26 protein-coding genes and 1 pseudogene are annotated in these 25,657 nt (G+C 65.1%); 12 read left to right on the top strand and 15 right to left on the bottom strand.

Annotated features, from left to right (window positions below):
• The first annotated feature begins 46 nt into the window (after positions 1–46).
• Both MAB_RS09585 and MAB_RS09580 read left to right on the top strand, forming a co-directional pair.
• Positions 47–634: a TetR/AcrR family transcriptional regulator gene (locus tag MAB_RS09585; protein ID WP_005067348.1), complete on the top strand. Its 588-nt coding sequence runs from the start codon at positions 47–49 to the stop codon at positions 632–634.
• Positions 635–693: 59 nt separating this feature from the next.
• A complete protein-coding gene (locus tag MAB_RS09580) occupies positions 694–1,080 on the top strand; it encodes a DoxX family protein (protein WP_005067347.1) in 387 nt (128 codons plus the stop codon).
• 5 nt (positions 1,081–1,085) lie between these two features.
• Here MAB_RS09580 and MAB_RS09575 read toward each other — a convergent pair whose 3' ends face one another.
• Together MAB_RS09575 and MAB_RS09570 are read right to left on the bottom strand one after the other, a co-directional pair.
• Complete coding sequence (locus MAB_RS09575) at positions 1,086–1,619, bottom strand: DUF3145 domain-containing protein (protein WP_005085219.1); 534 nt, start codon at positions 1,617–1,619, stop codon at positions 1,086–1,088.
• A gap of 182 nt (positions 1,620–1,801) precedes the next feature.
• Positions 1,802–2,620, bottom strand: coding sequence for a serine hydrolase domain-containing protein (locus tag MAB_RS09570; RefSeq protein ID WP_005087566.1), 819 nt, complete (start codon positions 2,618–2,620; stop codon positions 1,802–1,804).
• A 24-nt stretch (positions 2,621–2,644) separates the two neighbouring features.
• Between MAB_RS09570 and MAB_RS09565 the strand changes: the two genes are divergently transcribed.
• Both MAB_RS09565 and MAB_RS09560 read left to right on the top strand, forming a co-directional pair.
• Positions 2,645–3,733 (top strand): S-(hydroxymethyl)mycothiol dehydrogenase, encoded by a 1,089-nt coding sequence (locus MAB_RS09565; protein ID WP_005115042.1) that lies wholly within the window; start codon positions 2,645–2,647, stop codon positions 3,731–3,733.
• Between the two features lie 10 nt (positions 3,734–3,743).
• Positions 3,744–5,495, top strand: coding sequence for an amidohydrolase (locus MAB_RS09560; protein ID WP_005114225.1), 1,752 nt, complete (start codon positions 3,744–3,746; stop codon positions 5,493–5,495).
• Between the two features lie 9 nt (positions 5,496–5,504).
• Here MAB_RS09560 and MAB_RS09555 read toward each other — a convergent pair whose 3' ends face one another.
• Positions 5,505–6,569: a GGDEF domain-containing protein gene (locus MAB_RS09555; RefSeq protein ID WP_005085215.1), complete on the bottom strand. Its 1,065-nt coding sequence runs from the start codon at positions 6,567–6,569 to the stop codon at positions 5,505–5,507.
• A 75-nt stretch (positions 6,570–6,644) separates the two neighbouring features.
• Here MAB_RS09555 and MAB_RS09550 point away from each other — a divergent pair, with 75 nt between their 5' ends.
• Positions 6,645–8,018: a styrene monooxygenase/indole monooxygenase family protein gene (locus MAB_RS09550; RefSeq protein ID WP_005067341.1), complete on the top strand. Its 1,374-nt coding sequence runs from the start codon at positions 6,645–6,647 to the stop codon at positions 8,016–8,018.
• Here the strand turns inward: MAB_RS09550 and MAB_RS09545 are convergent.
• Genes MAB_RS09545 through MAB_RS09530 form a run of 4 tightly spaced genes read right to left on the bottom strand, consistent with a single transcriptional unit; the run spans position 8,015 to position 12,974 of the window.
• A complete protein-coding gene (locus MAB_RS09545; RefSeq protein WP_005110404.1) occupies positions 8,015–9,769 on the bottom strand; it encodes an AMP-dependent synthetase/ligase in 1,755 nt (584 codons plus the stop codon). The genes MAB_RS09550 and MAB_RS09545 overlap by 4 nt on opposite strands.
• Positions 9,766–10,974 (bottom strand): lipid-transfer protein, encoded by a 1,209-nt coding sequence (locus tag MAB_RS09540; RefSeq protein ID WP_005067338.1) that lies wholly within the window; start codon positions 10,972–10,974, stop codon positions 9,766–9,768. The genes MAB_RS09545 and MAB_RS09540 overlap by 4 nt, the downstream gene beginning before the upstream one ends.
• A 21-nt stretch (positions 10,975–10,995) precedes the next feature.
• The gene (locus MAB_RS09535; RefSeq protein ID WP_005074754.1) at positions 10,996–12,156 is read right to left on the bottom strand and encodes an acyl-CoA dehydrogenase family protein; all 1,161 of its coding nucleotides are present in this window, start codon (positions 12,154–12,156) and stop codon (positions 10,996–10,998) included.
• Entirely contained in the window at positions 12,156–12,974 is an 819-nt protein-coding gene (locus tag MAB_RS09530) for a CoA transferase (RefSeq protein ID WP_005110400.1), read from the bottom strand. Before MAB_RS09530 ends, MAB_RS09535 begins: the two co-directional genes overlap by 1 nt.
• A gap of 79 nt (positions 12,975–13,053) precedes the next feature.
• Here MAB_RS09530 and MAB_RS09525 point away from each other — a divergent pair, with 79 nt between their 5' ends.
• The gene (locus MAB_RS09525) at positions 13,054–13,638 is read left to right on the top strand and encodes a TetR/AcrR family transcriptional regulator (protein WP_005093224.1); all 585 of its coding nucleotides are present in this window, start codon (positions 13,054–13,056) and stop codon (positions 13,636–13,638) included.
• On the opposite strand, the gene MAB_RS09520 is transcribed toward MAB_RS09525, so the two are convergent.
• From MAB_RS09520 to MAB_RS09510, 3 genes are read right to left on the bottom strand one after another with little or no spacing between them, the layout of a single operon-like run.
• A complete protein-coding gene (locus MAB_RS09520) occupies positions 13,635–14,375 on the bottom strand; it encodes a multidrug ABC transporter permease (RefSeq protein WP_005114222.1) in 741 nt (246 codons plus the stop codon). The two genes, MAB_RS09525 and MAB_RS09520, sit on opposite strands and share 4 nt — an antisense overlap.
• Positions 14,372–15,085 (bottom strand): fluoroquinolone export ABC transporter permease subunit, encoded by a 714-nt coding sequence (locus tag MAB_RS09515; protein ID WP_005110396.1) that lies wholly within the window; start codon positions 15,083–15,085, stop codon positions 14,372–14,374. The genes MAB_RS09520 and MAB_RS09515 overlap by 4 nt, the downstream gene beginning before the upstream one ends.
• Positions 15,082–15,948, bottom strand: coding sequence for an ABC transporter ATP-binding protein (locus MAB_RS09510; RefSeq protein WP_005130012.1), 867 nt, complete (start codon positions 15,946–15,948; stop codon positions 15,082–15,084). The genes MAB_RS09515 and MAB_RS09510 overlap by 4 nt, the downstream gene beginning before the upstream one ends.
• Positions 15,949–16,020: 72 nt before the next feature.
• Between MAB_RS09510 and MAB_RS09505 the strand changes: the two genes are divergently transcribed.
• Positions 16,021–16,461 carry a GbsR/MarR family transcriptional regulator gene (locus MAB_RS09505; RefSeq protein WP_005110393.1) on the top strand — a complete coding sequence of 147 codons (441 nt, stop codon included), beginning with the start codon at positions 16,021–16,023 and terminating at the stop codon, positions 16,459–16,461.
• Here the strand turns inward: MAB_RS09505 and MAB_RS09500 are convergent.
• Positions 16,458–16,970, bottom strand: a complete 513-nt coding sequence (locus MAB_RS09500; RefSeq protein ID WP_005060537.1) for a MarR family winged helix-turn-helix transcriptional regulator — start codon at positions 16,968–16,970, stop codon at positions 16,458–16,460. The genes MAB_RS09505 and MAB_RS09500 overlap by 4 nt on opposite strands.
• Before the next feature lie 92 nt (positions 16,971–17,062).
• Between MAB_RS09500 and MAB_RS09495 the strand changes: the two genes are divergently transcribed.
• The 4 genes and pseudogenes from MAB_RS09495 to MAB_RS09480 all read left to right on the top strand — a co-directional run bounded on the left by MAB_RS09495 (position 17,063) and on the right by MAB_RS09480 (position 21,533).
• Complete coding sequence (locus MAB_RS09495; RefSeq protein ID WP_005110392.1) at positions 17,063–18,040, top strand: quinone oxidoreductase family protein; 978 nt, start codon at positions 17,063–17,065, stop codon at positions 18,038–18,040.
• 58 nt (positions 18,041–18,098) lie between these two features.
• Complete coding sequence (locus tag MAB_RS09490; RefSeq protein WP_005110390.1) at positions 18,099–20,582, top strand: glycogen/starch/alpha-glucan phosphorylase; 2,484 nt, start codon at positions 18,099–18,101, stop codon at positions 20,580–20,582.
• Between the two features lie 52 nt (positions 20,583–20,634).
• Positions 20,635–20,901 (top strand): annotated as a pseudogene (locus MAB_RS09485) (DinB family protein); the annotation flags it as partial.
• Entirely contained in the window at positions 20,898–21,533 is a 636-nt protein-coding gene (locus MAB_RS09480) for a cysteine hydrolase family protein (protein ID WP_005093220.1), read from the top strand. The pseudogene MAB_RS09485 and the gene MAB_RS09480, both read left to right, overlap by 4 nt.
• A gap of 125 nt (positions 21,534–21,658) precedes the next feature.
• Here the strand turns inward: MAB_RS09480 and MAB_RS09475 are convergent, their stop codons facing one another.
• Positions 21,659–22,798 (bottom strand): acyl-CoA dehydrogenase family protein, encoded by a 1,140-nt coding sequence (locus MAB_RS09475; protein WP_005085196.1) that lies wholly within the window; start codon positions 22,796–22,798, stop codon positions 21,659–21,661.
• A 99-nt stretch (positions 22,799–22,897) separates the two neighbouring features.
• Between MAB_RS09475 and MAB_RS09470 the strand changes: the two genes are divergently transcribed.
• The gene (locus MAB_RS09470; RefSeq protein WP_005087583.1) at positions 22,898–23,215 is read left to right on the top strand and encodes a hypothetical protein; all 318 of its coding nucleotides are present in this window, start codon (positions 22,898–22,900) and stop codon (positions 23,213–23,215) included.
• Here the strand turns inward: MAB_RS09470 and MAB_RS09465 are convergent.
• The 3 genes from MAB_RS09465 to MAB_RS09455 all read right to left on the bottom strand — a co-directional run bounded on the left by MAB_RS09465 (position 23,212) and on the right by MAB_RS09455 (position 25,635).
• Positions 23,212–24,255, bottom strand: a complete 1,044-nt coding sequence (locus MAB_RS09465) for a M4 family metallopeptidase (protein WP_005110388.1) — start codon at positions 24,253–24,255, stop codon at positions 23,212–23,214. The genes MAB_RS09470 and MAB_RS09465 overlap by 4 nt on opposite strands.
• A gap of 71 nt (positions 24,256–24,326) precedes the next feature.
• On the bottom strand, positions 24,327–24,590 hold the full coding sequence (locus MAB_RS09460; RefSeq protein ID WP_005060517.1) for a protealysin inhibitor emfourin: 264 nt from the start codon (positions 24,588–24,590) through the stop codon (positions 24,327–24,329).
• A gap of 10 nt (positions 24,591–24,600) precedes the next feature.
• Positions 24,601–25,635, bottom strand: a complete 1,035-nt coding sequence (locus tag MAB_RS09455) for a M4 family metallopeptidase (protein WP_005110387.1) — start codon at positions 25,633–25,635, stop codon at positions 24,601–24,603.
• Positions 25,636–25,657 lie beyond the last annotated feature (22 nt).

Below are 25,657 nucleotides of genomic sequence, written 5' to 3'. Positions count from 1 at the left end.
CTCCGTTTACATGAGCGACCGTAACATAAACGGAGCGTGATCCGCTTTGTCCGAGGCTGAGCTGCGCACGCCGCGGGCGGACGCGGCCCGGAACCGCGACCAACTGCTCGCGGCGGCGACCCGAGCGTTCGCGTCCGCCGACTCCGAGCCGTCGATGCGTGCCATCGCCCGTCAGGCCGGGGTCGGCATCGCCACGCTCTACCGGCACTTCCCTACCCGCGAGTCGCTGGTGGACGCGGTCTACCGGGACCAGGTGGTGCGATTGACCACGGGCGCCCACGAGCTGCTCGGGCAGCTACCTCCGGCCACGGCAATGCGGCGTTGGATGGACTCGTTCGGGGACTGGATCGCGACCAAGAACGGCATGCTCGACACACTGCACACGATGATCGAATCCGGCCACATTGGCCACGCCGAGACCCGGGCCGAACTACTTAAGGCCGTCACCACCATCCTCGATGCCGGTCACGCGGCGGGCGACCTCCGCGCCGATGTCACGGCCGAAGACATCGCCGCCTCCCTCATCGGTATCTTCACCGTGGCCCCCCGGCCCGAGCAGGAAGCCCAGGCCGATCGCCTACTGAATCTCTTGATGGACGGACTCCGACCCGCCGCCCGGCAAGCCCATTCCTAACCAGGCCCGTACTGTTAGAGTGACGCTTCATTCACATAATTGACAAGGGAGTCTGGGGAATGGCACTTCGGCGCAAGAAAGCACTCAAGTTGCTCGTCGACGGTCAGCCGACCGCAACGCTCGTGACGACGAAGGTCGGCCCGAGTCTTTTCGAGCGACTTTCGGTCCTCATCGCGAATCTGATCCGCATCGGATTCCGCGCGGGCGGCGCGGGTCTGGCAGCCACCGGCGTGGCGCATTTCGTCGCGCCCCAGCCGTTCGAGTCCATCTCCAAGGTCGCCTTCCCGGAGGACACACGCCGCTGGGTGTACCAAAACGGTTTCACCGAGCTCCTGCTCGGCTTGGCCCTGGCATTCCGGCGCACCCGCATCGTGGGCAGCCTCGGCGGCCTGGCCTACGTCGCTTTCCTGGTGAGCCGCTTGGTCGGTAACGCCAGCAAGAGCTAAGGCTCTTAACCGACTCCGCGCAGCCAGGTCACCTCGGCGCCGTCGCCGCCACTGCGGTACGGCTCCAGCGCGTCATCCCATGCGGTACCCAGCATGTTGTCGAGCTCCGAGGTGATGCTGCCGGGGTCGGACTCCATCAGCCCACGTAACCGCATCTCGCTGACCATGATGTCGCCGTTGGCGCTGGTTGCTCCGCTCCACATGCCGAGCTGCGGCACGTGGCTGAACCGCTGACCGTCCACGCCCTCGCTGGGGTCCTCGGTGACCTCGAAGCGCAACACCGGCCACGAGCGCAGCGCGTTGGCCAGGCGTGCACCGGTACCGACCGGGCCAACCCAGTTGGTGACGGCACGCAACTGCCCCGCCATGGCCGGTTGAGCCTGCCAGCGCAGCTTGAGCGTCTCCAGGCCGCGGGCCGAAGGAGTCGACGTCAGCGTTGACGTAAGCGCCCACTCGACATGCGGGCATACCGCGGCCGGTGAGGCATGGATATACACCACGCCGGTTGTCGAGTCGGCGAACTGAGGCGACGCGTGCATTCGTAGTGCTCCTTTGTCTTCGACGAGGACGTCTTCCCCAACGACTCGCGAAGCTTCTGGAGCGTGTTACCGAATTACATCAATGTGCCTTGTGACACCATTGTGCCCTGTGGTGCGCGTGTTGCGCCAGTCCCACGGACGAATTTGAGGTAACGGCTTCCTGAGAGTTTGAGATCTGATTCTCAGCCGAATTCGGCCAGCACCGCATCCGACAGCTGCGGCCACACCTGGTTGGCCCAGCCATCGAAGGGCCGATCCGTCAGCACCACGAGTCCGAGGTCGACGGCCGGATCCACCCAGATAAACGTGCCGGCCTGACCGAAGTGGCCGTAGGTGGCCGGGGAGTTCTCGGCGCCCGTCCAATGTGGGAGCTTGCTTCCCTTGATCTCAAAACCCAGGCCCCAGTCGTTGGGCCGCTGCACCCCGTAACCCGGCAGCACCCCGTCCAGCCCCGGAAAGACGACATGTGTCGCACGCTGATGCGTTTCGGCGCTGACCAGATGTGGCCGCAGCAGATCACCCACGAAGGCCGCCAGGTCGGCGACGGTCGACGACGCGCCGTATCCGGCGGTATCGGCCCCGCCGGGCAGCGTGGTGCTGCTCATACCGAGCGGTTCGAGCACCGCCTCGCGCAGATACGCATCGAACTCGATGGTGGCACCGGCCTCGACCGCATGCGCGAGAACGGCAAAGCCGTAGTTGGAGTAGATCCGCCGCGTTCCGGGTTTGGCCATCACGGCGCCGGAAAGCAGTGACAGGCCCGACGCGTGCGCCAGCAGGTGCTCGACGGTGGAACCGGACGGCCCGGCCGGGGTCGTGAGGTCGACGGCACCCTCTTCGAGGGCCACCTGTGCGGCCCGGGCCACCAGCGGTTTGGTCACCGACGCCAGGGCGAATTGTTGGGTCACAGGCCCGATTTGGGCTCTGATGCCCTCCGGCGCCACCACCGCGGCAGCGACTGTGGATACCGGCCAGTCGGCGACAAGGTCGAGAGCACCCATGCCTGGGACTGTAGCGTCATGCGCATGTCTCAAACTGTGCGCGGTGTGATCGCTCGGTCGGTAAAAGCTCCTGTGGAGCTGGTGGACATCGTGATCCCTGATCCGGGCCCCGGTGAGGTCGTGGTGAAGGTGCAGGCCTGCGGGGTATGCCACACCGATCTGACCTACCGCGAGGGCGGGATCAACGACGAGTTCCCGTTCCTGCTCGGCCATGAGGCGGCGGGGATTGTGGAGACCGTCGGCGAAGGCGTAACCACCGTCGAGCCGGGCGATTTCGTGATCCTGAACTGGCGCGCGGTGTGTGGGGTGTGCCGGGCCTGCAAGCGCGGGCGGCCGCAGTACTGCTTCGACACCTTCAACGCCGCTCAGAAGATGACACTCACCGACGGCACCGAGCTGACCCCCGCCCTGGGCATCGGCGCATTCATCGAGAAGACGCTGGTACATGCCGGGCAATGCACCAAGGTCGATCCGACCGCGGATCCGGCCGTGGTGGGCCTGCTGGGCTGCGGCGTGATGGCCGGACTCGGCGCGGCGGTGAACACCGGCAATGTGGGCCGCGACGACACCGTCGCGGTCATCGGCTGTGGTGGGGTCGGCGATGCGGCGATCGCCGGGGCCCGGTTGGCGGGGGCGCGCAAGATCATCGCCATCGACACCGATGACACCAAGCTGGCCTGGGCCAAGGACTTCGGGGCCACCGACACCATCAATGCCCGCAAGGTCGACGACGTGGTCACCGCGATCCAGGAACTGACCGACGAATTCGGCGCCGACGTGGTGATCGACGCGGTAGGCCGCCCCGAAACCTGGAAACAGGCCTTCTACGCACGCGATCTGGCCGGCACGGTGGTGTTGGTCGGCGTCCCCACACCGGATATGACGCTCGAGATGCCCTTGATCGACTTCTTCTCACGCGGCGGCTCGTTGAAGTCCTCCTGGTATGGCGACTGCCTGCCCGAGCGCGACTTCCCCACCCTGGTATCGCTCTACCAACAGGGCCGACTGCCCCTGGACCGATTCGTCTCCGAGCGCATCGGCATCGAAAGCATCGAAGCCGCGTTCGAAAAGATGCACCATGGCGAGGTCCTGCGCTCCGTAGTGGTGCTCTAGCCGCACTCCGATGTCGATCAATCGGAGGCAGTTCGTGGTCGGCGGAGCCGCCGCTACCGCTGCCACCACGGGACTGGCGGCACTGGCCGGGTGCGGCCACGACACCACCGATCCCGATACCGGTGCCGACCTGATCTTTGTCGGTGGCCCGGTGGTGACGGTCGATGGGCACGGCACCACGACCGAGGCACTGGCCGTTGCCCAGGGCAAGATCGCCGCGGTCGGTTCACGGCAGGACGTGATGAGGCTGCGCGGTGCCCAAACGGATGTGATCGAGCTCGACGGCCTGGCGCTGCTTCCGGCGTTCGTGGAGGCGCACAGCCACCCGAGCCAGATCGCCGCCACCCTCGGTCCGCCCGCCGTGGACGTGCGCCCTTTCGTCGTTCCCACCGGTCAGCAGGTCATGCAGAAGCTGGCCGACACCGTCCGGAGTACCCCGAAGGGTACCCAGGTACTGCTCTACGGCATCGACGTGCTGCTGCAGCCGGATCTCCAATTACCTACGCGCACAATTCTTGACGCGCTGGCTCCGGACCATCCGGTGATCATCGTCGCCAACAGCGGACACGCCGCCTACGCCAACACAGCTTCCTTCCGGCTCGCCGGAATCACCAGGGACACACCCAATCCCGTCGGCGCCGAATACGTCCACGGACCCGACGGCGAGCTCACCGGCGAGGTTCGCGAGGCCGCCGCGCTGACCACCTTGGCAATGCCGTATCTACGGAATGTCGCCGAGCCCAACGCCTTCCAGAATCTGCACTGGGCGTTTGGGCAGCTGGCCGCCGTGGGCATCGCCACCGCCAGCGAGCACAGCTACAGCGCCGCGCAGCAGGGCGACCTCTACCGCAGGATGGCCGCCGATCCGGGTGTCAAACTGCGCATCCGCGCCTATGAGATGGGCGCCCCCGAGCTGGCCAAGGACCCCACGCATGTCGCCGGGCCGGCGGCCGGCGCCGATCAGCTGTTCGCGCAGATCGGCATGAAGCTGTGGGCAGACGGATCACCCTGGCAGGGAAATATTTTCACCTCGTTCCCCTACCTGGACACCGCGGCTACGCGCCGCATGGGCCTGGAGCCACACCATCACGGCGGCATGAACTACACGCCGGCCCAGGTCACCGAGCTGGCGACGGCCTTCATCGAGCAGGGCTGGCAGCTGGCGTGTCACGTCCACGGTGACCGCGCGATCGATGTGGTGCTCGACGCGTATGAGAAGGCCCAGTCCCCCGCCTCGCTACGCTCCCGCCTGGAACATGTGGGCGCGATGACTCCCGCACAGTTCCAGCGCGCGGCACGCCTGGGTGTGCATCCGAGCCTGTTCATCGAACATGTCTACTTCTGGGGCGACCCACTCATCGACGAGCTGTTCGGTCAAGACCATGGCGCGCACTGGATGTCGGCAAAATCTGCGCTGGACGCCGGGCTCAGAATCTCGTTTCACAACGATGGCAACGTGTCCCCGCCGAACCCGCTGGGCAACATCGCCACCGCCGTCACCCGCACGGCCAAGGGCTCCGGCCGTGTGCTGGCCCCCGAACAACGGATCAGCGTCACGCAGGCCGTAAGAGCCCAGACCATCGACGCGGCCTGGCAGCTGCATCTCGACAACGAGGTCGGCAGTCTGGAAGTGGGCAAGTACGCCGACCTGGTGGTGTTATCCGCCGACCCGCACGCGGTAGACCCGCAGGCACTGCGCGATATCTCGGTGCGCGCCACCTACCTGGCCGGTCGGCAGACCTATGCCGCACCCGTCGGCTGACTCGCACCCTCAGCGCTGCGGGTCCAGCATTCCGCGGGTCTTCTTGGCCTCGTACAGCGCATGGTCGGCTTGCTGCACAAGCGATTCCAGGTCGACCTTGTTTCCGGTCCGTGACTGCCATGCGGCTCCCACACTGACGGTCCAGTAGTCGATACCGGCTCGCGGTGCACTCACGCGCCGAATGGTCGATTCGATGTCCTCCCCGCGGCCCGGAAACGCGACCACCAGAAACTCATCGCCGCCGAAACGCGCCGCGATCTCACCGACCCGAGTCCGGGCCTTGAGCATGTCTGCCACCGCCTTGAGAGTCATATCGCCGGCGCCGTGGCCGTGGGTGTCGTTGAGTTCTTTGAGCCCGTCCACATCCATCAGCACCACGACGATGTCGATGGCGTCCAGGCGGCCCCGATGCAGCAGGTCCATTGCGGAGGTCACACCCCGCCGGTTCAACAGACCGGTAAGCGGGTCCCTGTCGGCAGCCAATGCCGCGGACAGAATCGAGTCGCGGCCTCCCTCCAGAACCAATTGGATGACGGCGGGCACCAACACGATCGCCGAGATCACCGGAGCCGCGTAAAAGAACTGTTCAAACATCCGCGCCCCACCGGACAGCACATTCACCGCCAGCACCGCCCCCAGCAGCGACGTGGCGAACGCGCAGTGCGCCACCAGTGCCCGCCTACTGAGGAAGAAGGTGGGGAGTAGGCCGACCGGACCCAAATACACGATCGCGCAAATTCTGGCGGTGGGGTCGGAGAGCAGCGCGGCCCCGACAGCCAGGGCGACATCCGCCCACACCACGAACGCGGCCATCGCCCGGCGGCCCGGCCACGAGAAGCTCAGCCAACACAGGCCGGCGACCACCGCCGATGCAGCGGTGATGCCGTGGACGACGCGCGGCCAGATGCCGTGCGGGCCGAGCGGATAGAACTGGGTCACTCCCTGCAGAAACACGATCACGAAGCACAACAGCCCGATACCGGTCTTGAGCCGTCCAAGCTGACCGGTGTCACGCAGAGCATTGGTCACCAGGTCGTACTGGTATCCCGTCTCCACATAGGGCGGATTTTGCACACCGGAATTATGGACCTTGCAATCACCGTGAGCGGGTGCCTTTCGCGCATAAGTTCACACGCCGATAGTGGCGTCATGACGACGAAACATGGACGCAAGGCCGCTATCATCGGAGCGGGCCAAACCGGCGCGACCGCAGCACTGGGTCTGCTGGACAAGGGTTTTGACGTCACCGTCTATAGCGACCGCAACCAGCGGAGCCTGCGAGAAGACGTGCCCGCGACCGGCACCGCGCTCATCTTCGGCCAGGCACAGCGCGCCGAGGCCAGCCTGGGACTGACCAGCTACCTGGAGCCGGGTCCCACCGCCAGCGGGCTCAGCGTGCGCCTTGTCGACGGCACCGAGCCCGGCCGGCCGGAGGTGATCGCCTTCGACGCCGACTTCGATGGCGGTACACGCAGTGTTGCCGTCGACACGCGGCTGAAGGCCGATGACCGCCTCACCCAATTCCAGGAGCGTGGCGGTCGATTCGTCGTGGAGCAGGTGCACCCGGAACGCCTTGACGGAATAGCCGCCGAGCATGATCTGACCTTGGTGGCGACCGGACGTAGCGGGCTGTCATCGTTGTTCCCGGTGGATGCCTCCCGCACGGTGTACGACCGCCCGCAGCGGCGGCTGTTGATGCTGACGGTGGCCGGTCTGGGCCACGGGCCCGACGTCTTCGCGCACCGGGGCACCGCCGGCGCGGCACACAGTGCCTTCTCGTTCATCACCGATCAGGGCGAGGCCTGGTGGGGGCCCTATCTCCATAAGGACGCCGGGCCGTCATGGTCCTTCTTGACGTGGGCCAAGCCCGGCAGCGACTGGGAGCGCCGCTACGCCGAGGTCGACAGTGCGGCATCGGCGCTGCGGGCCGTCACCGATGTACACCGCGAATACATCGACTGGGATCTGCCGGAGGTCTTGTCGCTCAACGTTATCGAGGAGGACCCACACTCATGGATCACCGGCGCGGTGACGCAGCTGGTGCGCCACGGTGTCGGCCATACCGCGAGCGGACACCCCGTCGCGGCACTCGGTGACACCGCGGTGGCCTACGACCCGATTGCCGGGCAGGGTGCGCAGGGCGGTCTCGTACAGGCCGCCGCGCTGGTACACAAGGCCGCCGCGCATGACGGCCCCTTCGATACCGCTTGGCTCACCGCGGCTTTCGAGGAGTTCTACGACCGGCGAGCCCGCGCCGCGCAGTTGGTCACCAGGCTCTATCTCGGCGACGACGAACTACACGACTATGGCGATCTGTTCTTCGCGGCCGGGCACGTGCATCAAGGATTCGCTTCCAAGCTGTTCAGCCTCCTGGACGACCCGAAGCCGTTTGAGCGGGTCACCTCCGTGGAGGCCGCCAAGGAGCTCATCACCGAATGGGCAGGGGAACCCGCCGATGCCATCCTGGAGCGGTTCTCCCCCGCCGGGCGGTTCGCGCGCTCCGGGCTGGCCCCTGCGGCCTAGTACATCGCGTCGATCACCTCGCAGTAGTGTTCCTCGATCGGCTTACGTCTGAGCTTGGTTGTCGGCGTGAGGTATTCCGATCCCGGCTCCCACACATCCGGCAGCACCGTGAACGTCTTGATCTGTTCGACGCGGGACAAGCTGCGGTTGGCGTTCTGCACACACTCGTCGATTGCCGCCCGCACGACTGGGCTTTCGGCAAGCTCTGACTGCCGCCCGGTGAGGCCGTGCCGTTCGGCGAACCGGGCCAATGCCTCGGGGTCCAGCGTGATGAGCGCGGTGTTGTAGGGCCGCCGGTCGCCGATCACCGCCACGGGCCCGGCCAGCGGGGTATTGGCCGTGATGGCGTTCTCGATGTTGGTCGGTGACATGTTCTTGCCGGCCTCGTTGATGATGATCTCTTTCTTGCGGTCGACGATCTTCAGATAGCCCTCCGCGTCGATCTCTCCGATGTCGCCGGTGTGCAGCCACCCCTCGGGGTCGACGGTCTCGGCGGTCTTTTCCGGCATCTTGCGGTATCCACGCATGATGTTCTTGCCGCGCAGCAGCACCTCGCCGTCGGGCCCCAGCGAGACTTCGACGCCGGGTGCCGGGATGCCGACGCTGCCGATCTTGATTCGGCTGGCACGGTTGATCGTTCCCGCGCACGTGCATTCGGTCATGCCGTAGCCCTCGCAGATTGGTATGCCGAGCGCCAAAAGAAATTCGTGAACCTCGACCGGGATGGGCGCCGCACCGCTGGCACCCACCTTCACCCGGTCCAGACCCATGCGAGCGCGGATCGAAGACAACACCAGGCGATCGGCGAGGGCGTGCGTCATGTTGTCGAGCGCACTCAGCCGGGCACCGGCCGATGACGCGCGCGCCTTCCGGCGGCCCACACCGATAGCCCAGTGCGCCAAGGTACGGCGCAAGGGGCCGGCCTCCTGCAGCGCTGCGTCCAGGCCCATCTTGGCCTTTACCCAGACCCGGGGCACCCCCAGGAACAGCGTGGGACGCACATCGGTGAGTGCGCTGAGCACCGCCTTGGGGTCCGCCACGGTGGTGATCTGCAGGCCGTACAACAGATTCTGGTAGTGCGTAAGCCAACGATTGGCGGCATGGGCATCCGGCAAGTAGGACACCGCCCGATCGTCGAACCCGAGCGGGCCCATTTCTTCGGTGATGCGGGCGTTCTCGATGAAGTTGGTGTGGGTCAGTTCCACGCCCTTGGGTGGGCCCGTGGTCCCCGAGGTGTACACGATGGTCAGTACGTCATCGGGCCGCACCGACCTCCAGGCGCTCTCGAAGTCGAAGTCTGCTGCGGGCGGCAGCGATCGCAGGTCAAGGGTGCCCTCGGGCGCGCCGTCGACGCAGATAATGTGTTCGACCTTGCCGCCGAGGCCGACAGCGCTTCGCACCTGAGGCAGGAACTGCTGTTCACAGATGACCACCCGGTTGTCCGCGTTGTCGAATTGGTAGCCCAACAGCTCCGGCGGGTTGGTGTTGTACACCGAAAAGGGCGTAGCCCCGCAATGTAATACCGCGGTATCGCACAGATGGAACTCGGGGCGGTTCGTCAGCATCAGTGCCACCGTGTCCCCCGGACCGACACCCAATCCGGCAAGGCCCGAAGCGATCTCGCGGACCCGTTCACGATATTGGCGCCACGTGATCACCACACCGCCACCTACAGTGCGCAGCGCGACGCGGTCCGGATGCTGCGCGGCGGTGCGCTGGAACGCCGCGCAGAGCGTGGCCGGACCGGTCACCGGTTGGCCGGGCGGTATGCCGTGACAACCACCGAGCCACCCAGCCCGATGTTGTGTTGCAGGGCCACGCCGTCCTTGGTCGCGGCGCCGGCAACCTGGCGCTTGTCCGCCTTGCCGCGCAGCTGCCAGTTCAGTTCGGCGCACTGCGCCAGGCCAGTGGCACCGAGCGGGTGCCCCTTGGAGATCAGCCCGCCCGACGGATTGACCACCCACTTACCGCCAAAGGTGGTGTCCTGGTTGTCGATCAGCTTGCCGGCCGCACCCGGTTCGCAGAATCCGAGTGCCTCGTAGACCAAGATCTCATTGGCGGAGAAGCAGTCATGCAGCTCCACCACATCCAGATCGTCCGGACCGATCTGCGCCTGCGCGTACACGCTGGCAATGGCGGCCTTGTTCATGTTCGCACCGACAATGCCGGCGGCGGTGCCGTCAAAGGTGTCCTCGCGGTCGGTGACGGTGGCTTGTCCCACGATCTCCACCGCCTGATCGGCCAACCCGTGCGTGTCGACGAACTCCTCACTCGCCACGATCGCGGCGGCGGACCCATCGGAGGTCGGTGAGCACTGCAGCTTGGTCAGCGGGCCCACGATGGTCCGCGAGCTCAGGATGTCCTCCAACGAGTACTCGTCCTGGAACTGGCTGTAGGGGTTATTGACCGAGTGCTTGTGGTTCTTGTAACCGATCCAAGCCAGTTGTTCTGCGGTGAGGCCGTATTCACGCATGTACTCCTCGGCCGCGGCGGCGAACATCCAGGCCGTCATCGGGAACTGCGGCTGACTCAGCTCACCGAGCGCCATGATGTGCGGTTGCAGGGGCGACTCACGATCGCTGAATTTCATGCCCAGCGAGCCGGGTTCCATCTTCTCGAATCCCGCGGCCATCACCACATCGGACTGGCCGCTGCGAATGGCATTGGCCGCCATGAACAGTGCGGTGGAACCGGTCGAGCAGTTGCTGTTGACGTTATAGATCGGAATACCGGTGTGGCCGAGCTCGTAGAGCGCGCGGTGGCCGGAGCACGAGTCGCCGTAGACGTTTCCGATGAAGGCCTGTTCGATCTCCGGGTACTGAACCCCGGCGTCTTCGAGTGCCTTGGTGCCGGCTTCCTTGACCATCGCCGGATAGTCCCAGCCCTCCCTGCGCCCGGGCTTCTCGAATTTGGTCATGCCGACACCGACGACGAACACCTTGTTCTGCTGCTTCATTGCATGTCTCCTTCGCGCCGTCTACAGGGACCGGCTGATGATTTCCTTCATGATTTCGCTTGTACCGCCGTAGATTTTGTTGACGCGCGCCGCGGCGTAGGCCCGTGCGATCGGGTACTCCATCATGTATCCGTAACCGCCGAAGAACTGCACACAACGGTCCACCACCGAGACCGCCTTATCCGCGGCGATCAGCTTGGCCATGGATGCCGTTGCCGGGTCGTTGTTCCCGTTGATGTAGTCCTGAACGCAGTAGTCCACCGTGGTCTTGATGGACAGCACCTCGGCCTTGAGCTCGGCCAGCTGGAATTTGGTGTTCTGGAATTTGATGAGCGGCTTGCCGAATGCCTCGCGTTCCTTGGTGTACTTGATGGCCTCGATCAAGGCGCCCTCGGCCATGCCGGAGCAGACGGCGGCGATGATCAGCCGCTCGCGGGCCAGCTGTTCCATGAGCTGGTAGAAGCCCAGGCCGTCCTTGTCGCCGAGGCGGTTTGCGATCGGCACACGCATGTCGGTGAAGAACAGCTCCCGCGTGTCCTGACCGTGCTGACCCACCTTCTCCAGCACCCGACCGCGCTCGAATCCGGGGAGATCCTTGGTTTCGGCGACGATGAGTGAGACGCCGGCGGCACCCTGAGATGGGTCAGTCTTGGCGACAATGACCAGCAGGTCACAGTGAGTTCCGTTGGAGATGAAGGTTTTCGATCCGTTGATGACGTAGTGGTCACCGTCGGGAATCGCGGTGGTGCGCACCGCCTGCAGGTCCGAGCCGGTGCCGGGCTCGGTCATCGCGATGGCGAGGACCAAATCGCCACTGATGATGCCCGGCATCCAGCGGGCACGCTGCTCCTCATTGCCGTAGGTGTTGATGTAGTGCGCGACGATCGGCGAGTGCACGGCCCATCCGGTCGAGGTGTCCTGCGCGAGCGCCAGTTCTTCGCCCACCACCGCCGAGAATCCGAAATCACCGCCGGCACCACCGTATTCCTCCGGAAGGTCCAGGCCCAACAGACCCGCATCGCCCATCTTGTTCCAGAACTCACGGTCCACCTGATGCTGGGCGCTCCAACGTTCCTGGTTGGGCGTGGATTCCTTGCGCAGGAATTCGGCGGCATGCTTACGCAGGTCGCGGTGCGCGTCGGTCTCCCAGGACGCACGGTAGGCAGGGAACAGTTCGGACATTACTTCACTCCATTCAGAGGGATATCGGCCTCGGCCGCAATGGCTTCGAGCTGGGCGATGGTCTTGCCGGAGAACGCGGTACGCAGACTTTCATGTGTGCCGTCGGCCCCGAAGATCTCCAGCGTGCGGACATAGAAGTGCGATTCGAGCGCACCGAGGGCGACGTGCCCGTCGGCGCATTCGTAGATTCCGTAGCCAGGAAACGCACCGCCCAGAATGGCGTTGTCCCCCATCAGTCCGTGCCGCACCGCTCCGCCGGCCCAGGCCGCGGCATCCGCCAGCGCGACGCGGAAGACGGCTCCGCCCCCGCTCCGGTCACGCGCCTGCAGGGCGGCCAGCGCGGTACTCACCGCGCGTTCGGCGCCCAGCAGGTCGGCCAGCGGCACCCTGGGCATATGCGGCGGTGTCAGCGTGCCCTGGGCAGCCTGGTAGTTGAGATCATGTCCGGGCTCGTCGGCCAGATCGCCATCGTGGCCCACGATTTCGATGAGCGAGAGCCGCGGGAACTGTTCGTGTGGGGCGGCCAGACCCAGGCGTTGTAGTGCCGTCGGCCGCATCGAGGTGATCAGTAGGTCGGCCCCGGTGAGCAGCTCGTCGAGCGTGGCGCGGTCGGCGGCAGCCTTGAGATCCAGCGTCAACACCGTCTGCCTTCCCGCGAGTTCCGCATACCAGCCTGAGGCGGCTCGGGCCAACGGGTCACCGCCGGGCGGTTCGACCTTGGTCACCGCGGCTCCGAATTCGGCGAGCCGGGCACATGCCGCGGGCCCGGGCAGGTTGATCGCCAGGGACACCACATTCACGCCGGTCAGGGGCAGCACGTCAAAGACCTCCTCGTCGAGACGATACAAGCGTATCGTTTGAAATTCATTTGTAAAGGGGTGCGGTACGATGGCACTCATGGCAAACCCGCGCGCTAGCGATGAGGACCTGACCGCGAAGGCGCGTATTCGCAACACCGCACTGGACCTGTACGCCCAGTACGGCGAGGAGCGAATTTCCTTGCGTGCGGTCGCATCCGAAGCAGGAGTGACGCTGGGGCTGGTGCAGCACCATTTCAAGACCAAGGCCGGGCTGCGCGAGGCCGTCGATCAATTGGTGGTGGACTACTTTGTCGAGGCGCTGAGGTCGGTCGACGCCGAAAAGGATCCGCGCAAGCTTGTTGCCGCCCGGGACGCCGCGGTCACCTCGATGCTGAAGGCCAACCCGCCCATCGTGAACTACGTGCGCCGGGCGGTGCTGGAACCGTCCGACGAGCAGATGCACCTACTCGACGCACTGATCGGCCTCACGCGCGATGAGGTGGCCATGCTGCGCGATGAGGGCATGGCGCCGACGGACCGGACCGCGTCAACCCAGGTGGTCTCGGTGCTGGTGCGCCAGATGGGAGCGCTGCTGCTTCAGCCGCTCATCGATGCCGCATGGGATCGGGTGCAGTCAGGAGATGCCCCCAAACCCACATTGTCCATCAAGGTGCTCGACTAGAGATTCTTGGCAAGGAAACGCCGGAGCAGCGCCCATGCGATCAGCAGGTTGTAGGCAACCCCGATGAGCACAAAGGGCCACCACATGCCGTGGGCACTGGCCACCCAAAAGGCCTTCGCCGCCCAGAACGGGGGCAGCACGCCAAAGGCGTATCCCCAGTTGGAGTGAATGAACCACGGCAAACAGGGCAATCCCGCGATCAGCATGCCGAGCGCGCGTACGGCGGCCAGTCCCTGAATCTTGTTGTTGGCAAAGGCGATCACCAAGAGCAGTGTCACCACCGCCGAAAGCCCGGAGAGCATCCCGATGGGAATGAGGGCGGGTAGCACGCCGGGCTCCAAGATGCCACTCAGGGACAAGGTCGCGACCACGTACACGGTGGTGATCACGACGACCGTGGCGGCCCGGTACAGGAAATACCCCGACATCGGCACCGGCGTGACCCGCAGCGCCGTCAGCGTCCCGGCGTCGACGTCATCCAGGACCAGAAACGCCGCCAGCGCTCCGGGGATGATGATGCTGGTGAGCAGCAGGAAGGCTGTCAGCACCAACGGGTAGTACGGAACCAGGTCGAATCCCCTGGTAGCAGACAGCAAGTCGGTGGCCTGCGGGGTCAATACCGCCACGCCAGTGGTCCAGATGATCGGGGCCAGCACCACCATGATCAGCAGCGGATCGCGATAGGTGCCACGAATATCGTTGCGGCCGAACGCGGCCCACACCCTTATGGGCATCATGACATTCCGCCGGACTGCGCCACGACGTACTTGCCGAAGGCGATCTTGCAGAGCCAGGAGAGCCCGGCGATGCCCAGCACGGGATAGCCCACCGCGTACACGGCCAGCCACGGGGTCAGCTCTACCTGCCCGAATGCCGCACCGAACAGCAGCAGCGGACCGTAGGTCGGGACCACGTACAGCCCCGGGGTGTTCCAGAGCCCGGAGAAGCCAAGGATGGGCAGCGTCAAGATCGCCAGCGGTATGGTCGCCGCGAGGAACCAATCGCTGATCGATGCGAACGGCAGCGAGGTGAGGAATCCACTGAGCAGCATCAGCAGCGACCCCAGCACCACGCCGACAAGCAATGGCAGCGGCCGGTAGTGGAACCCGTTGGCGACGGTGGATACCCCCACCCCCACCACCAGCGAAATCGCCAGCAGCACGACGAGTTTGGCGGACAGATATTCGCGAAAGCGCAGCGGTGTGCAGATAACCGCGCCCAGCGTGTGCTCCTGCTTCTCAAAGAAGACGGTGCCCGCGATGAAGAAGAAACCGATGATCGAGATGTCACCGATCAGGATGTAGGGCTCGGCGGCCGACCGTAACGAGCGCGACATCGGCAACAGCACCGCCAGCCAGATGAATCCGGAGAAGACCGCGGCATGCAGGAACTTCTGCCGCACCTGCAGTGTCAGTTCCAGGCGCAGCGCCTGGGAAAATCGGTTCATGCCAGCCGCCGGCCGGTGACCGCCACGAAGACATCGTCGAGGCTGGCCTCCTCGCTGTGAATGGTCTCGACGTGATGGCCACGCAGCACCGCATGGAAGGCGTCATTGTCGGCAAGCCCGTCGAGTGGAAAGTCCTGCCCGGCGAGTTCTCCTGCGGCGCCGCGATATTCAACCCGCACCGAGCGTCGCCCGTATTCGAGCTTGAGCTCGGCAGGAGAGTTCATCGCGACAATCCGGCCGTCCACCACAAAGGCCACCCGGTCACAGAGCTCGTCGGCGGCCGACATGGCATGGGTCGTGATGAAGATGGTGCGGCCCCGCGCTTTCAGCTCCAGCACCATGTCCTTGACCTTGCGGGCGTTCACCGGGTCCAGGCCGGAGGTCGGTTCATCCAGGAACAACAGTTCCGGGTCGTTGATGAGCGCACGCACGAACGTCAGCCGCATCTGCATGCCCTTGGAAAAGGCCCCGACGCGGGTGTTCGCATCGTCGGCAAGCCCCACCGCATCCAGCAGCTCCATCGGATCACGGGTCGGTCCGGCGTAGAGGGAGGCAAAGAACCGCAGGTTCTCCAGCGCGGTCAACTTTTGGTAGTGGTTGGGCAGCTCGAAGGACACTCCGATGCGCTGGTAGTAGTTCCTCCCCCAGGCCCCCGGCTCTCTGCCCCACACCGTTGCCCGACCGCCGTGCCCGCGCAGCAGCCCGATCAACAGCTTCTGGGTGGTGGACTTGCCCGCACCGCTGGGGCCGAGGAATCCGAAAATCTCGCCCTCACCGACGGTGAAGTCCATGCCGCGCACCGCAGGTTCCGGGGTCTTCGGATACGTGAAGGTCAGCTCGCGCACTTGGATCACCTCGGTCACTCCTTCACAGTAACTAACTTTCAGTGATTTCTGAAGATTCAGAAATCACGACTAGTCGAGTACCCTCGTGAGGTGGATGAATCCGCCGAGCAGCTCGCACTGATGCTGACAACCCACGGCATGCAACGTATGACCGCACGGGTGCTTACGGCGCTGCTGTTCACCGAGCAACCGACCATGACCTCCAGCGAGTTGTCCGAGCAGCTGCAGGCCAGCTCGGGAGCGATCTCCACCTCGATACGCATGCTGACTTCGGTGGGCCTTGCCGAGCGGGTGCCCGTGCCGGCGAGCCGTCGCGACCACTACCGGCTGCGCGATAACGCATGGGCGGTGTTGTTCACCAACCAGAACGCCGTGCTGTCCGCCATGCAGGAGGCGGCGGCAGCGGGGATCGCGGGAACACAGAAGGACAGCCTGGCCCGCGCCCGCCTGACCCAGATGCGTGACTTCTATGCGTTCTTACTGGGCGAGATCCCCACCCTGCTGGAGCGCTGGCGCCAGGAGCAGCACTAGCGCCCGGCGGCCACGATGCGCACACCGTCCTTCCCAGCGGCCAACAGGTCCTGCAACACCTTCTCGACAACCTGTAGATCGGCATTGCTGTAGCGCAGCAGGAAGTCCTGCACACCACGATCCATTTCCTCGTGCAGCTGCGCGTGCGCGTCGGCAACGGTACGTCCGTCCGCCGTCAAAATCAGCTCAATCTCCTTGCGGTTACCGGGAATCGGCGCACGTTCCACCCAGCCCGCATCCACCAAGCGCTGCACATGCTTGGATACCGTGCCCTTGAGCTGACCCGAGCGCGCGGCCAGGCCCACCACACTGACCGGCCCCTCGGCGATGGCCGCCAGTAGATGCAGCGATAGCGTCGGCAGCGTCCTGATGAGCCGCTCCATCCGGCGTGGGCAGCGCTGGGCCATGAAATCCCGCTCGGCGTCGGCATCCTCATCGGGTTCGAACTTGTCCCCCACCGCACTCACCAGCGCGTTGATGCTGGAGATCAGCGCAGGCTTGGTTTTCATGGAAACCATATTGCCATCCGCCAGCCCGCGCCGTACAGTGTTGACATGGTTTCATTGGAAACCATTTCTATGGAAACTTTGAGGAGGACACCATGAAGGCAGCAGTCGTTCATGAGTGGGGGCAGGAGCCCGCCTACACCGACTTCCCGGACCCACAGCCCACCGGCGGCGCCGAGGTCGCCACCGTCGAGGCGTCCGCGTTGACCAATCTCACCCGAGCCGTCATCTCCGGAAAACACTACAGCAGCAAGGAAATAACCCTCCCGGCGATCGCCGGCGTGGACGGCGTCGCCCGGCTGGCCAATGGCAAGCGGGTGTACTCCGGCTCGCTCGCGCCCTACGGGATGATGGCCGAACGCACCGTGGTGTACCCGGCCGGTGCCGTGGAGGTGCCCGAGCATGTCGACTCGGTGACCGCTGCCGCGATACCCAATCCGGGGATATCGGCCTGGGTAGCCCTGTCCCATGGCGCCGCGGTGCAGCCCGGCCAGCACGTGCTGGTGCTGGGAGCCACCGGGGTCACCGGCTCACTTGCCGTGCAATTGGCGAAATCGGTGTTCGGCGCCGGGCATGTGACCGTCGCCGGCCGCAATGCCGAGCGGCTGGACTGGCTGAGGACGGTCGGCGCCGATGACGCGATCATGCTCGGCAGCGACGACCTGACCGAGGCCATCACCGCGCGGCACGCCACGCGGCCGTTCGACGCGGTGCTCGACTACCTGTGGGGCTCCCCCGCCGAACAGACGCTCAGCGCACTGGCGGCCAGTCACCCGTCGGCGCACTTCCACGCCACCCGGTTTGTCCAGATCGGTGCAATGACCGGGGAAACAATCAGCGTGAACGCTTCCACCTTGCGCAGCACCGGCATCACCTTGTCCGGTGTCGGGATCGGCAGCGTGCCGCCCGAGGCGCTGCAGCACGCCCGCACCGAGGCCCTGCCGAAACTCTTCGCCATGGTCAACAACGGAGACCTGCAGCTACAGACACTGGCCCGGCCGCTCGCCGATATCGAAACCATCTGGGCGGCAAAGGAGCCGTCCGGGGTGCGGGTGGTGGTCACTCCCCAGTAACCTGCCGGTCGCCCGTTTCCGGTTTTCCCATCTGCCATTCGATGGCACGGTGGTACTCATGAACCACTCCGCCGAGCCCGAGCACGACGAGCATTCCCGCACCGGTCTGAATGCCGACACTCTGCGGCGAGCCATCATCGACCATCTGCGGTACTCGATCGGGCGCCCGGCGAGCGTGCTGACCCCCGCGCACTACTACCGCGCGCTGGCCCTGGCGGTCCGGGATCGCATGCAGCAGCGCTGGATCGCCAGCATGCAGACCTATCTGGACCTGAGCCGCAAGGTGGCGGTGTACCTATCGGCCGAGTTCCTCATGGGTCCGCAACTGGGCAACAACCTGCTGAACCTGCAGATCGAACAGCAGGCTCGCGACGCCCTGTCCGCGCTGGGTCAGGACATCGATGAGGTGCTCGCCTGCGAGGAGGAACCCGGGCTGGGCAACGGTGGGCTCGGACGCCTGGCGGCGTGCTACCTGGACTCGCTGGCCACCCTGGATCGCCCGGCGATCGGCTACGGCATCCGCTATGAGTACGGGATCTTCGACCAGGAGATCCGCGACGGATGGCAGGTCGAGAAGACCGACAACTGGCTCGACAACGGAAACCCTTGGGAAATAGGCAAACCCGACCTCAATTTCATTGTCGGGTGGGGCGGCCACACCGAGCAGTATCTCGATGAGCACGGGAACTTCCGGGCTCGCTGGGTTCCGCAGCGCTTCCTCAAGGGCATCCCCTACGACACCCCGATCCAGGGCTACGGAGTGAACACTTGTAACACGCTGACGCTGTGGAGCGCGCGGGCCGTACAGTCCTTCGAGCTGGACGCCTTCAACGCGGGCGACTACTACAAGGCCGTCGAGGACGAGGTGTCGTCCGAAACCGTCACCAAGGTGCTCTACCCCAACGACGAGCCCGAGGCCGGTAAACGCCTGCGGCTGCTGCAACAGCACTTCTTTGTATCCTGCTCCCTGCAGCGGGTGCTGCACATCCTGGAAGATGTGGCCGAGCGCCCGGTCAACGAGCTGGCCGAGCAATTCGCTTTGCAGCTCAACGACACTCATCCGTCCATCGGTGTCGCGGAGTTGATGCGGCTGCTGGTCGACGAGCGCGGATTGGGCTGGGACGAGGCCTGGCAGATCACCGTCGCCGCGTTCGGCTACACCAACCACACCTTGCTGCCCGAGGCGCTGGAGACCTGGCCGCTGGGACTGTTCGCCGAGTCCCTGCCCCGGCACCTGGAGATCATCTACGAGATCAACCGGCGCTTCCTCGACGAGGTGCGTGCGCACTTCCCCGGTGACGAGGCCCGCGTGCGCCGCATGTCGCTCATCGGCGAGGATGGCGGCAAGAGCGTGCGGATGGCGCATCTGGCCACCGTGGGCAGCCACGCCATCAACGGTGTTGCCGCGCTGCATTCGGAGCTGCTCAAGGAAAGTGTGCTCAAGGACTTCTACGAGCTGTGGCCGCAGCGGTTCAGCAACAAGACCAATGGGGTGACGCCGCGCCGCTTCCTGGCGCTGGCCAATCCGGGGCTGCGGGAGCTGCTCGACGACGCCATCGGCGAGAGCTGGGTCGCGGACCTGGACCGGCTGCGCGAGCTGGAGCCGTACGCGGAGGATTCCTCGTTCCGCACGCAGTGGCGCGAGGTCAAGCGCCTCAACAAGGCCCGGCTCGCCGAATACGTGCTGGCCACCACCGGAGTGGACCTGGATCCCAGCTGGATGTTCGACATCCAGGTCAAGAGGATCCACGAGTACAAGCGCCAGCACCTCAACGTGTTGCACATCGTGACGCTCTACCACCGGCTCAAGCAGAACCCGGAGCTGCGGATCGCGCCGCGCGCCTTCATCTTCGGGGGTAAGGCCGCGCCGGGGTACTTCATGGCCAAGCGCATCATCAAGCTCATCAACGCGGTCGCCGAGGCGGTCAACAACGATCCGCATGTCAGCCAGTTCATCAAGGTGGCGTTCCTGCCGAACTTCAACGTCAAGAGCGCGCATCTGATCTACCCGGCGGCCGACTTGTCCGAGCAGATCTCCACCGCGGGCAAGGAAGCCTCGGGCACCGGGAACATGAAGTTCATGCTCAATGGTGCACTCACCATCGGCACGCTCGACGGCGCCAATGTCGAGATCCGCGAGGAGGCAGGCCCCGAGAACTTCTTCCTGTTCGGGCTCACCGTCGAGGAGGTGCAGCGCCTGGTACACGAGGGCTACCGTCCCGAGGATTTCGTCGAACTCAATGACGAGTTGCGAGCGGTGCTGGATCTGATTGCCGGGGGCCATTTCTCGGGTGGAGACCCGTCGGTGTTCGCGCCGATTGTCGAGGCGCTGCGCGCCCACGACCCGTTCCTGGTGCTGGCCGACTACTCCTCCTATATCGAATGCCAGCAACGAGTGTCCGAGGCCTGGCATGACGTGTCGGCGTGGACGCGGATGTCGATCCTCAACACCGCGCGGAGCGGCAAGTTCTCCTCGGACCGCGCCATCGCCGAGTACTGCGAGGAGATTTGGGGCGTGCGGCCGGTCACCGTCCAGGTGTAGGCCTGCTGATCTTCGAGATGTACACAAAACCGCCGTACAGACGTCCGCCGACGCCACCGCCATCGGCTTTCACTTCATCGACTACGTGGTGCACGGGTGGGATGCGGCGCGCAGCATCGGTGCGCCGTTCGACCTTCCCGATGACGTGATCGCCGCGGCCGTCCCGATCGCCTTAGCGGTGCCCGACGGGGACTTCCGTTCCGACGAAGGTTCGGTATTCGCGCGCGCCCTGGCCGGCGCAGAAGGTCAAGACGATTTCGACCTCGTCCTGCGCCACCTGGGCCGCTCCCCGGATTGGGCACCTACTGTTGTGGGGTGACTGATTTTGTCGCTCCCGAGTGGGGCAGCTCAGCCCTGGTGATCATCGACGTGCAGACCGAGTTTGTCTCCGGCGCGATGACAGTGCCGGGAACCGCGGACCGCATTCCAGCTCTCGCCCGTCTGGCCTCGGCGTTCCGTAAGGCGGGCCGGCCGATCGTGCATGTGGTGCGGCTGTACGTGCCCGGCGGTTCCGATACCGATCTGCCCCGTCGCGCGGAGATTCTCGCCGGACGCGAGATCGCCGCACCGGGCACCGACGGATCACAGATTCCCCACGAGCTCCTGCCCACCGGCGCACAACTGGATTCCGCGCTGCTGTTGGCGGGTGGGTTCCAGGAGGTCGGGCCCGCCGAACACATCCTGTTCAAGCCGCGCTGGAGCGCCTTCTACCGCACCGAACTGGAACAGCACCTACGTGAGCGCGGCATATCGACCGTGGTGGTCGCGGGCTGCAACCTGCCGAACTGCCCGCGCGCCACGCTGTTCGACGCCTCCGAGCGGGACTACCGCGCCGTGGTCGTCGAGGACGCCACCTCGCAGGTGACGCCGGAGCGGCTGCACGATCTGAGGCTCATCGGCGTGAACATCAGCGATGTTGCGTCGGTGGAAAAGGAGCTGACGGGAGCCTAGGAGCGCCCCGGGTTTCCGGGGCATACACCTAGGTGCCCGCGTCTATGCGACAACTCGGCGGGCACGCCGGTTTGTCGCATAGAGGCGGGCAACTCGGACTGTGCTTCACACCGAAACCCGCGGCATCAGGAGAATCCGTCGATCTGGGATAGGACCCGCATCATCACCTCGTCGGCACCGCCGCCGATGCTGAGCAGACGCTGATCCCGGAAGAATCGCGATGTCCACGTCTCGGTCATATACCCCATGCCGCCGTGCACCTGCAGGCACCAATCGCCGGCCTCGCGGACCAGCGGCCCGGCGGTCAGTTTGGCGATGGTGACCTTGCGGGTCACGTTCTCCCCCGCCATGTACCGCTCGGCGATGTCACGGTTGTAGACCTCCAGCATGTCGGCCCGCGCCGCCAGCCCCGCGTATTGGTAGGCCAGATGCTGGTTCTTGGTCAGCGGCTTGCCAAAAACGTGGCGCGCCAACGCATATTCCTTGGTGCGCTGTAGCGCCCGGTTGACACTCGCGGGGATGCCGTACGCGCCGAACATGCGCTCCATGACGAACTGCGACATCTGCTGCTGAAACCCGCGGCCGATCTCGCCGATGGTGTTGGACACCGGCACCCGGACATCGTCGAAGGTGATCAGACCGGTGTCGGAGGCGTGCATGCCCAGCTTGTCCAGCTTGCGGACCTCGTACCCGGGGGCCTTGGTCGGAACGATGATCTGACTCATGCCCGCGTAGCCACCCTCATCGGAGGTGCGGGCCAGCACGCACAACCAGTCGGCCTGAACGGAGTTGGTGATGAACATCTTCGAGCCGTTGATCACCCAGTCATCACCGTCACGCCGGGCATGAGTCTTGATGCCCGCCACATCGGACCCGGCGTCGGGCTCGGTCACCGCAATCGCCGCGATCTGCTCACCGCGCAAGGCCGGAGCCAGGAACTCGCGCTTGAGCTCATCGCTGCCGTGTTTGTGCAGCGAGGGGGTGGCCATCGCGACGTGAACCCCGAAGGCCATCGGAAAGGACCCGTGATCCACCCGGCCGAGTTCCTCGGCAAGGACCAGCGTGAAGAGGTGATCCGCTCCTTGTCCGCCGTATTCAGGGTCGTATTCCAGGCCGACGAATCCGAGCTTGGCCATATCGGCGATCACCTCGTGCAGCGGCATCATCTGCTCGCGTTCCCACTCGTCGACGCGGGGGTTGATCTTTTCCTCAATGTACCTGCGGATAGTGCGGCGAAAGTCGTCGTGTTCGGACGAGAACGTCATCGGTCTCTCCTCGTGTAGGTGTCGCTGGCCATCTTGCCTCAGCCACGCGAGCTAACATGATGGAGGACGGCGGTCGTCGCGGTCCGTTGGAGGTGTGCCATGGCTTCGGCGACAGGCCGTATCGCGCTAATGCCGCTGTGGCTCGGCGCTATTGCACTATCCCTGGCCATCCCCGCGGTTGCCGCGGCGGCGCCGGCACTCCCGGTCGGCGGGGAGTCTCCGTCGCAAACCATCTCCGATCTCGAGGATCAGGGTTACGACGTCCAGATCAACTATGTGATGGGCAATAGCAATACCCCGCTGGACATGTGCAGGGTGCTGGCGGTGCACAACCCGAACCGTTCGGGCAAGCCAGTCGACTCCTTCACCACCGTCTACGTCGACATCTCCTGCCCCGACTTCTGGCAGGACGACTAGAGCCCCACCTCGGTCCAGGCCTCATCGATCGCCGCCTGTGGCGAGTCTGCCCCGGTCCGGCCCGCGGCGATCTGCCGGGTGAGTTTCGCGAAGGCCTTGAATGTCATGTTTTTCGTTGCCTTCGGGCTGGTGAGAGCCTGGTACCAGACCGTTCCCACGGCCTCCCAGGAGTGGGAGCCGTACTTGGTGGCGGCCAGGTAGAACGCGTGATTGGGGATGCCGCTGCCCTCATGCGGATCACTGCCCGGCACGTAGTCGCGGTAGTGCGAGGGCTGCGGTGAGAGGCAGTGCGCGGCGGCGGGGTCGGCCATATCGCGTAGGCACGTGTATCCCTTGTCGAGGGCGCGCGGTCCCAGGATGTCCTTGCCGATCAGCCAGTCGGCCTTGTCCGCGCTCTGCTGCCCCTGCCATTGCCGGAACATCGAACCGAAGACGTCCGAGACACTTTCGTTCAATGCCCCCGCTTCGTTCTCGTAATCCAGGCCGGCGGTGAATTGCGTGACCCCGTGTGTCAGTTCATGACCGATCACATCGTTGGACTTGGTGAAGTCCAGAAATATCTGGCCGTCACCGTCCCCGTAGGCCATCTGCGAACCGTTCCAGAACGCATTGGAGTACTTGACGCCGTAATGAATGGATGACACCAGGGTCATCCCCGCGTTGTCAACGGAGTTGCGCCCAAAGCAGTTCCGGTAGAACTCTGCGACCGCCACCGTCTCGTCGAACGCCCGTTGTGCCGTGGCGTCCTTGGAGGTGGCAGGGTCGGCCACGGCCACGCCCGGCAACGAGGTGGTCTGCCGGCAATCGAACACGGGCGTCTCGGGAACCTTGGCCAGCCCGGTGGCGGCGGCTCCGAGGGCGGCGGCCCGGCTTGTCAGGAGGCTGGCCTGAGTGGCGCGCGTGTGCGCATTGCGCAAGGTGCGCCAAGACAATTCGCATGCCGCGGTGGCCGAGAGGGCGGCGCGTGAGTCTTCGGCGATATCGCCGTCCTCGGCCAATCGGGACAGCACGGCCGGAGGGATGATGAAACGCTGGCACATTCCAACCGACCCTACCCGCTCGCGCCCATGCGCGCTGATCGCGCGAGCGGTGAAATGTCAAGTCCGGTTCGTCAGATCCGTTCTTGGACACACTGCCTGACGGCGTCGGGCAGCAGACTCTCCGGAATGCTGCGGGTGGTCCGGTCGGAACCGCTGACGCGGGTCACCGTGTAGGTGAAACGGTCGGCACCCGGGTCGCTCGGAAGCGACCCGGGGCTGTCCAACAATCCATCCAGTGCACGTCGTGCCTCGGGGTCCAAGCTCTGGTCAGTAACCGTGCCGCTGGCCGGTAGCCCGGTGAATCCTCCCCGTCTGTCGATGAGGTACTCCACCATGACGCCGACGCTACAGCCCGACCGCGGTCCACGCGTCGTCAATCGCCTTGTGGACGGACTCGGTGGCCGTATTGGCCGCGGAGATCTCCCGAGTCAGGTTGGCGAAGGCCTTCATCTTCATGTTCGGACGTGCCTTCGGGCTGGTCAGCGCCTCGTACCAGACCGTCCCCACGCCCTGCCAGGAGTACGAGCCATGCTTGGTCGCCGCCAGGTAGAACGCGTAGTTGGGGATGCCGCTGCTCTCGTGCGGATCACTGCCCGGCACGTAGTCGCGGTAGTGCGACGGCTGCGGCGCCAGGCAGTGGCGGGCGCCCGGATCGGCCATATCGCGCAGGCAGGTGAAGCCCTTGGCGACGGCGCGCGGACCCATGATGTCCTTGCCGATCAACCAGTCGGCCTGATCGACGGTCTGGCCCGCGCTCCATTGCCGGAACATCGATCCGAACACATCCGACATGCTCTCGTTGAGTCCACCGGCCTCGTTCTTGTAGAGCAGACCCGCCGTGTACTGGGTGACGCCGTGAGTCAGCTCGTGACCGATCACGTCGTTCGACGCGGTGAAGTCGACGAAGATCTCCCCGTCACCGTCGCCGTAGGTCATCTGCGAGCCGTTCCAGAACGCGTTGGAGTAGTTCACGCTGTAGTGCACGGAGGACACCAACGTCATGCCCTCGTCGTCGACAGAATTGCGGCCGAAGCACTCCTTGTAAAACTTTGCCACCGCAGCGGTTTCGGTGAACGCCCTCTTGGCGGAGGCATCTGTAGAGCTGCCCGGGCTAGCCACCGCGACCCCCGGCAGCGACATGGTGTGCTTGCAGTCGAACACCGGGGTGCCGGGGGCCTTGGCCAGCGCCTTGGCCACGCCGGCAAAGGCATCTATGCGGGCGACCAGCCCCGCCTGGGTGGCCTCGGTATGCGCCTCACGCAATGTGCGCCAGGCGGTTTCAGATGCGGCCGTGGCCGCCAGTGCGGTTCGCGAATCGTCGGCGACGCTGTCATCGTCGGCCAATCGCAGCAGGACATCTTGAGGGATAATGAAACACATCGTGAGTCTCCTTGACATGGCC

It is taken from the genome of Mycobacteroides abscessus ATCC 19977, from assembly GCF_000069185.1.
Taxonomy (GTDB): Bacteria; Actinomycetota; Actinomycetes; order Mycobacteriales; family Mycobacteriaceae; genus Mycobacterium; species Mycobacterium abscessus.
The sequence above is the reverse complement of the archived record's forward strand: the minus strand, read 5'-3'. Positions and strand labels throughout refer to the sequence as shown.

What these genes read in the sequence shown, in the direction of transcription:
- MAB_RS09540 (WP_005067338.1), bottom strand. Translation starts at nt 10,974, where the DNA reads ATGAAGCAGCAGAACAAGGTGTTCGTCGTCGGTGTCGGCATGACCAAA.
- MAB_RS09460 (WP_005060517.1), bottom strand. Translation starts at nt 24,590, where the DNA reads ATGGTGGAGTACCTCATCGACAGACGGGGAGGATTCACCGGGCTACCG.
- MAB_RS09560 (WP_005114225.1), top strand. Translation starts at nt 3,744, where the DNA reads ATGTCGATCAATCGGAGGCAGTTCGTGGTCGGCGGAGCCGCCGCTACC.
- MAB_RS09490 (WP_005110390.1), top strand. Translation starts at nt 18,099, where the DNA reads ATGAACCACTCCGCCGAGCCCGAGCACGACGAGCATTCCCGCACCGGT.
- MAB_RS09570 (WP_005087566.1), bottom strand. Translation starts at nt 2,620, where the DNA reads ATGGGTGCTCTCGACCTTGTCGCCGACTGGCCGGTATCCACAGTCGCT.
- MAB_RS09580 (WP_005067347.1), top strand. Translation starts at nt 694, where the DNA reads ATGGCACTTCGGCGCAAGAAAGCACTCAAGTTGCTCGTCGACGGTCAG.
- MAB_RS09520 (WP_005114222.1), bottom strand. Translation starts at nt 14,375, where the DNA reads ATGATGCCCATAAGGGTGTGGGCCGCGTTCGGCCGCAACGATATTCGT.
- MAB_RS09575 (WP_005085219.1), bottom strand. Translation starts at nt 1,619, where the DNA reads ATGCACGCGTCGCCTCAGTTCGCCGACTCGACAACCGGCGTGGTGTAT.
- MAB_RS09550 (WP_005067341.1), top strand. Translation starts at nt 6,645, where the DNA reads ATGACGACGAAACATGGACGCAAGGCCGCTATCATCGGAGCGGGCCAA.
- MAB_RS09525 (WP_005093224.1), top strand. Translation starts at nt 13,054, where the DNA reads ATGGCAAACCCGCGCGCTAGCGATGAGGACCTGACCGCGAAGGCGCGT.
- MAB_RS09465 (WP_005110388.1), bottom strand. Translation starts at nt 24,255, where the DNA reads ATGTGCCAGCGTTTCATCATCCCTCCGGCCGTGCTGTCCCGATTGGCC.
- MAB_RS09470 (WP_005087583.1), top strand. Translation starts at nt 22,898, where the DNA reads ATGGCTTCGGCGACAGGCCGTATCGCGCTAATGCCGCTGTGGCTCGGC.
- MAB_RS09535 (WP_005074754.1), bottom strand. Translation starts at nt 12,156, where the DNA reads ATGTCCGAACTGTTCCCTGCCTACCGTGCGTCCTGGGAGACCGACGCG.
- MAB_RS09500 (WP_005060537.1), bottom strand. Translation starts at nt 16,970, where the DNA reads ATGAAAACCAAGCCTGCGCTGATCTCCAGCATCAACGCGCTGGTGAGT.
- MAB_RS09455 (WP_005110387.1), bottom strand. Translation starts at nt 25,635, where the DNA reads ATGTGTTTCATTATCCCTCAAGATGTCCTGCTGCGATTGGCCGACGAT.
- MAB_RS09495 (WP_005110392.1), top strand. Translation starts at nt 17,063, where the DNA reads ATGAAGGCAGCAGTCGTTCATGAGTGGGGGCAGGAGCCCGCCTACACC.
- MAB_RS09565 (WP_005115042.1), top strand. Translation starts at nt 2,645, where the DNA reads ATGTCTCAAACTGTGCGCGGTGTGATCGCTCGGTCGGTAAAAGCTCCT.
- MAB_RS09515 (WP_005110396.1), bottom strand. Translation starts at nt 15,085, where the DNA reads ATGAACCGATTTTCCCAGGCGCTGCGCCTGGAACTGACACTGCAGGTG.
- MAB_RS09475 (WP_005085196.1), bottom strand. Translation starts at nt 22,798, where the DNA reads ATGACGTTCTCGTCCGAACACGACGACTTTCGCCGCACTATCCGCAGG.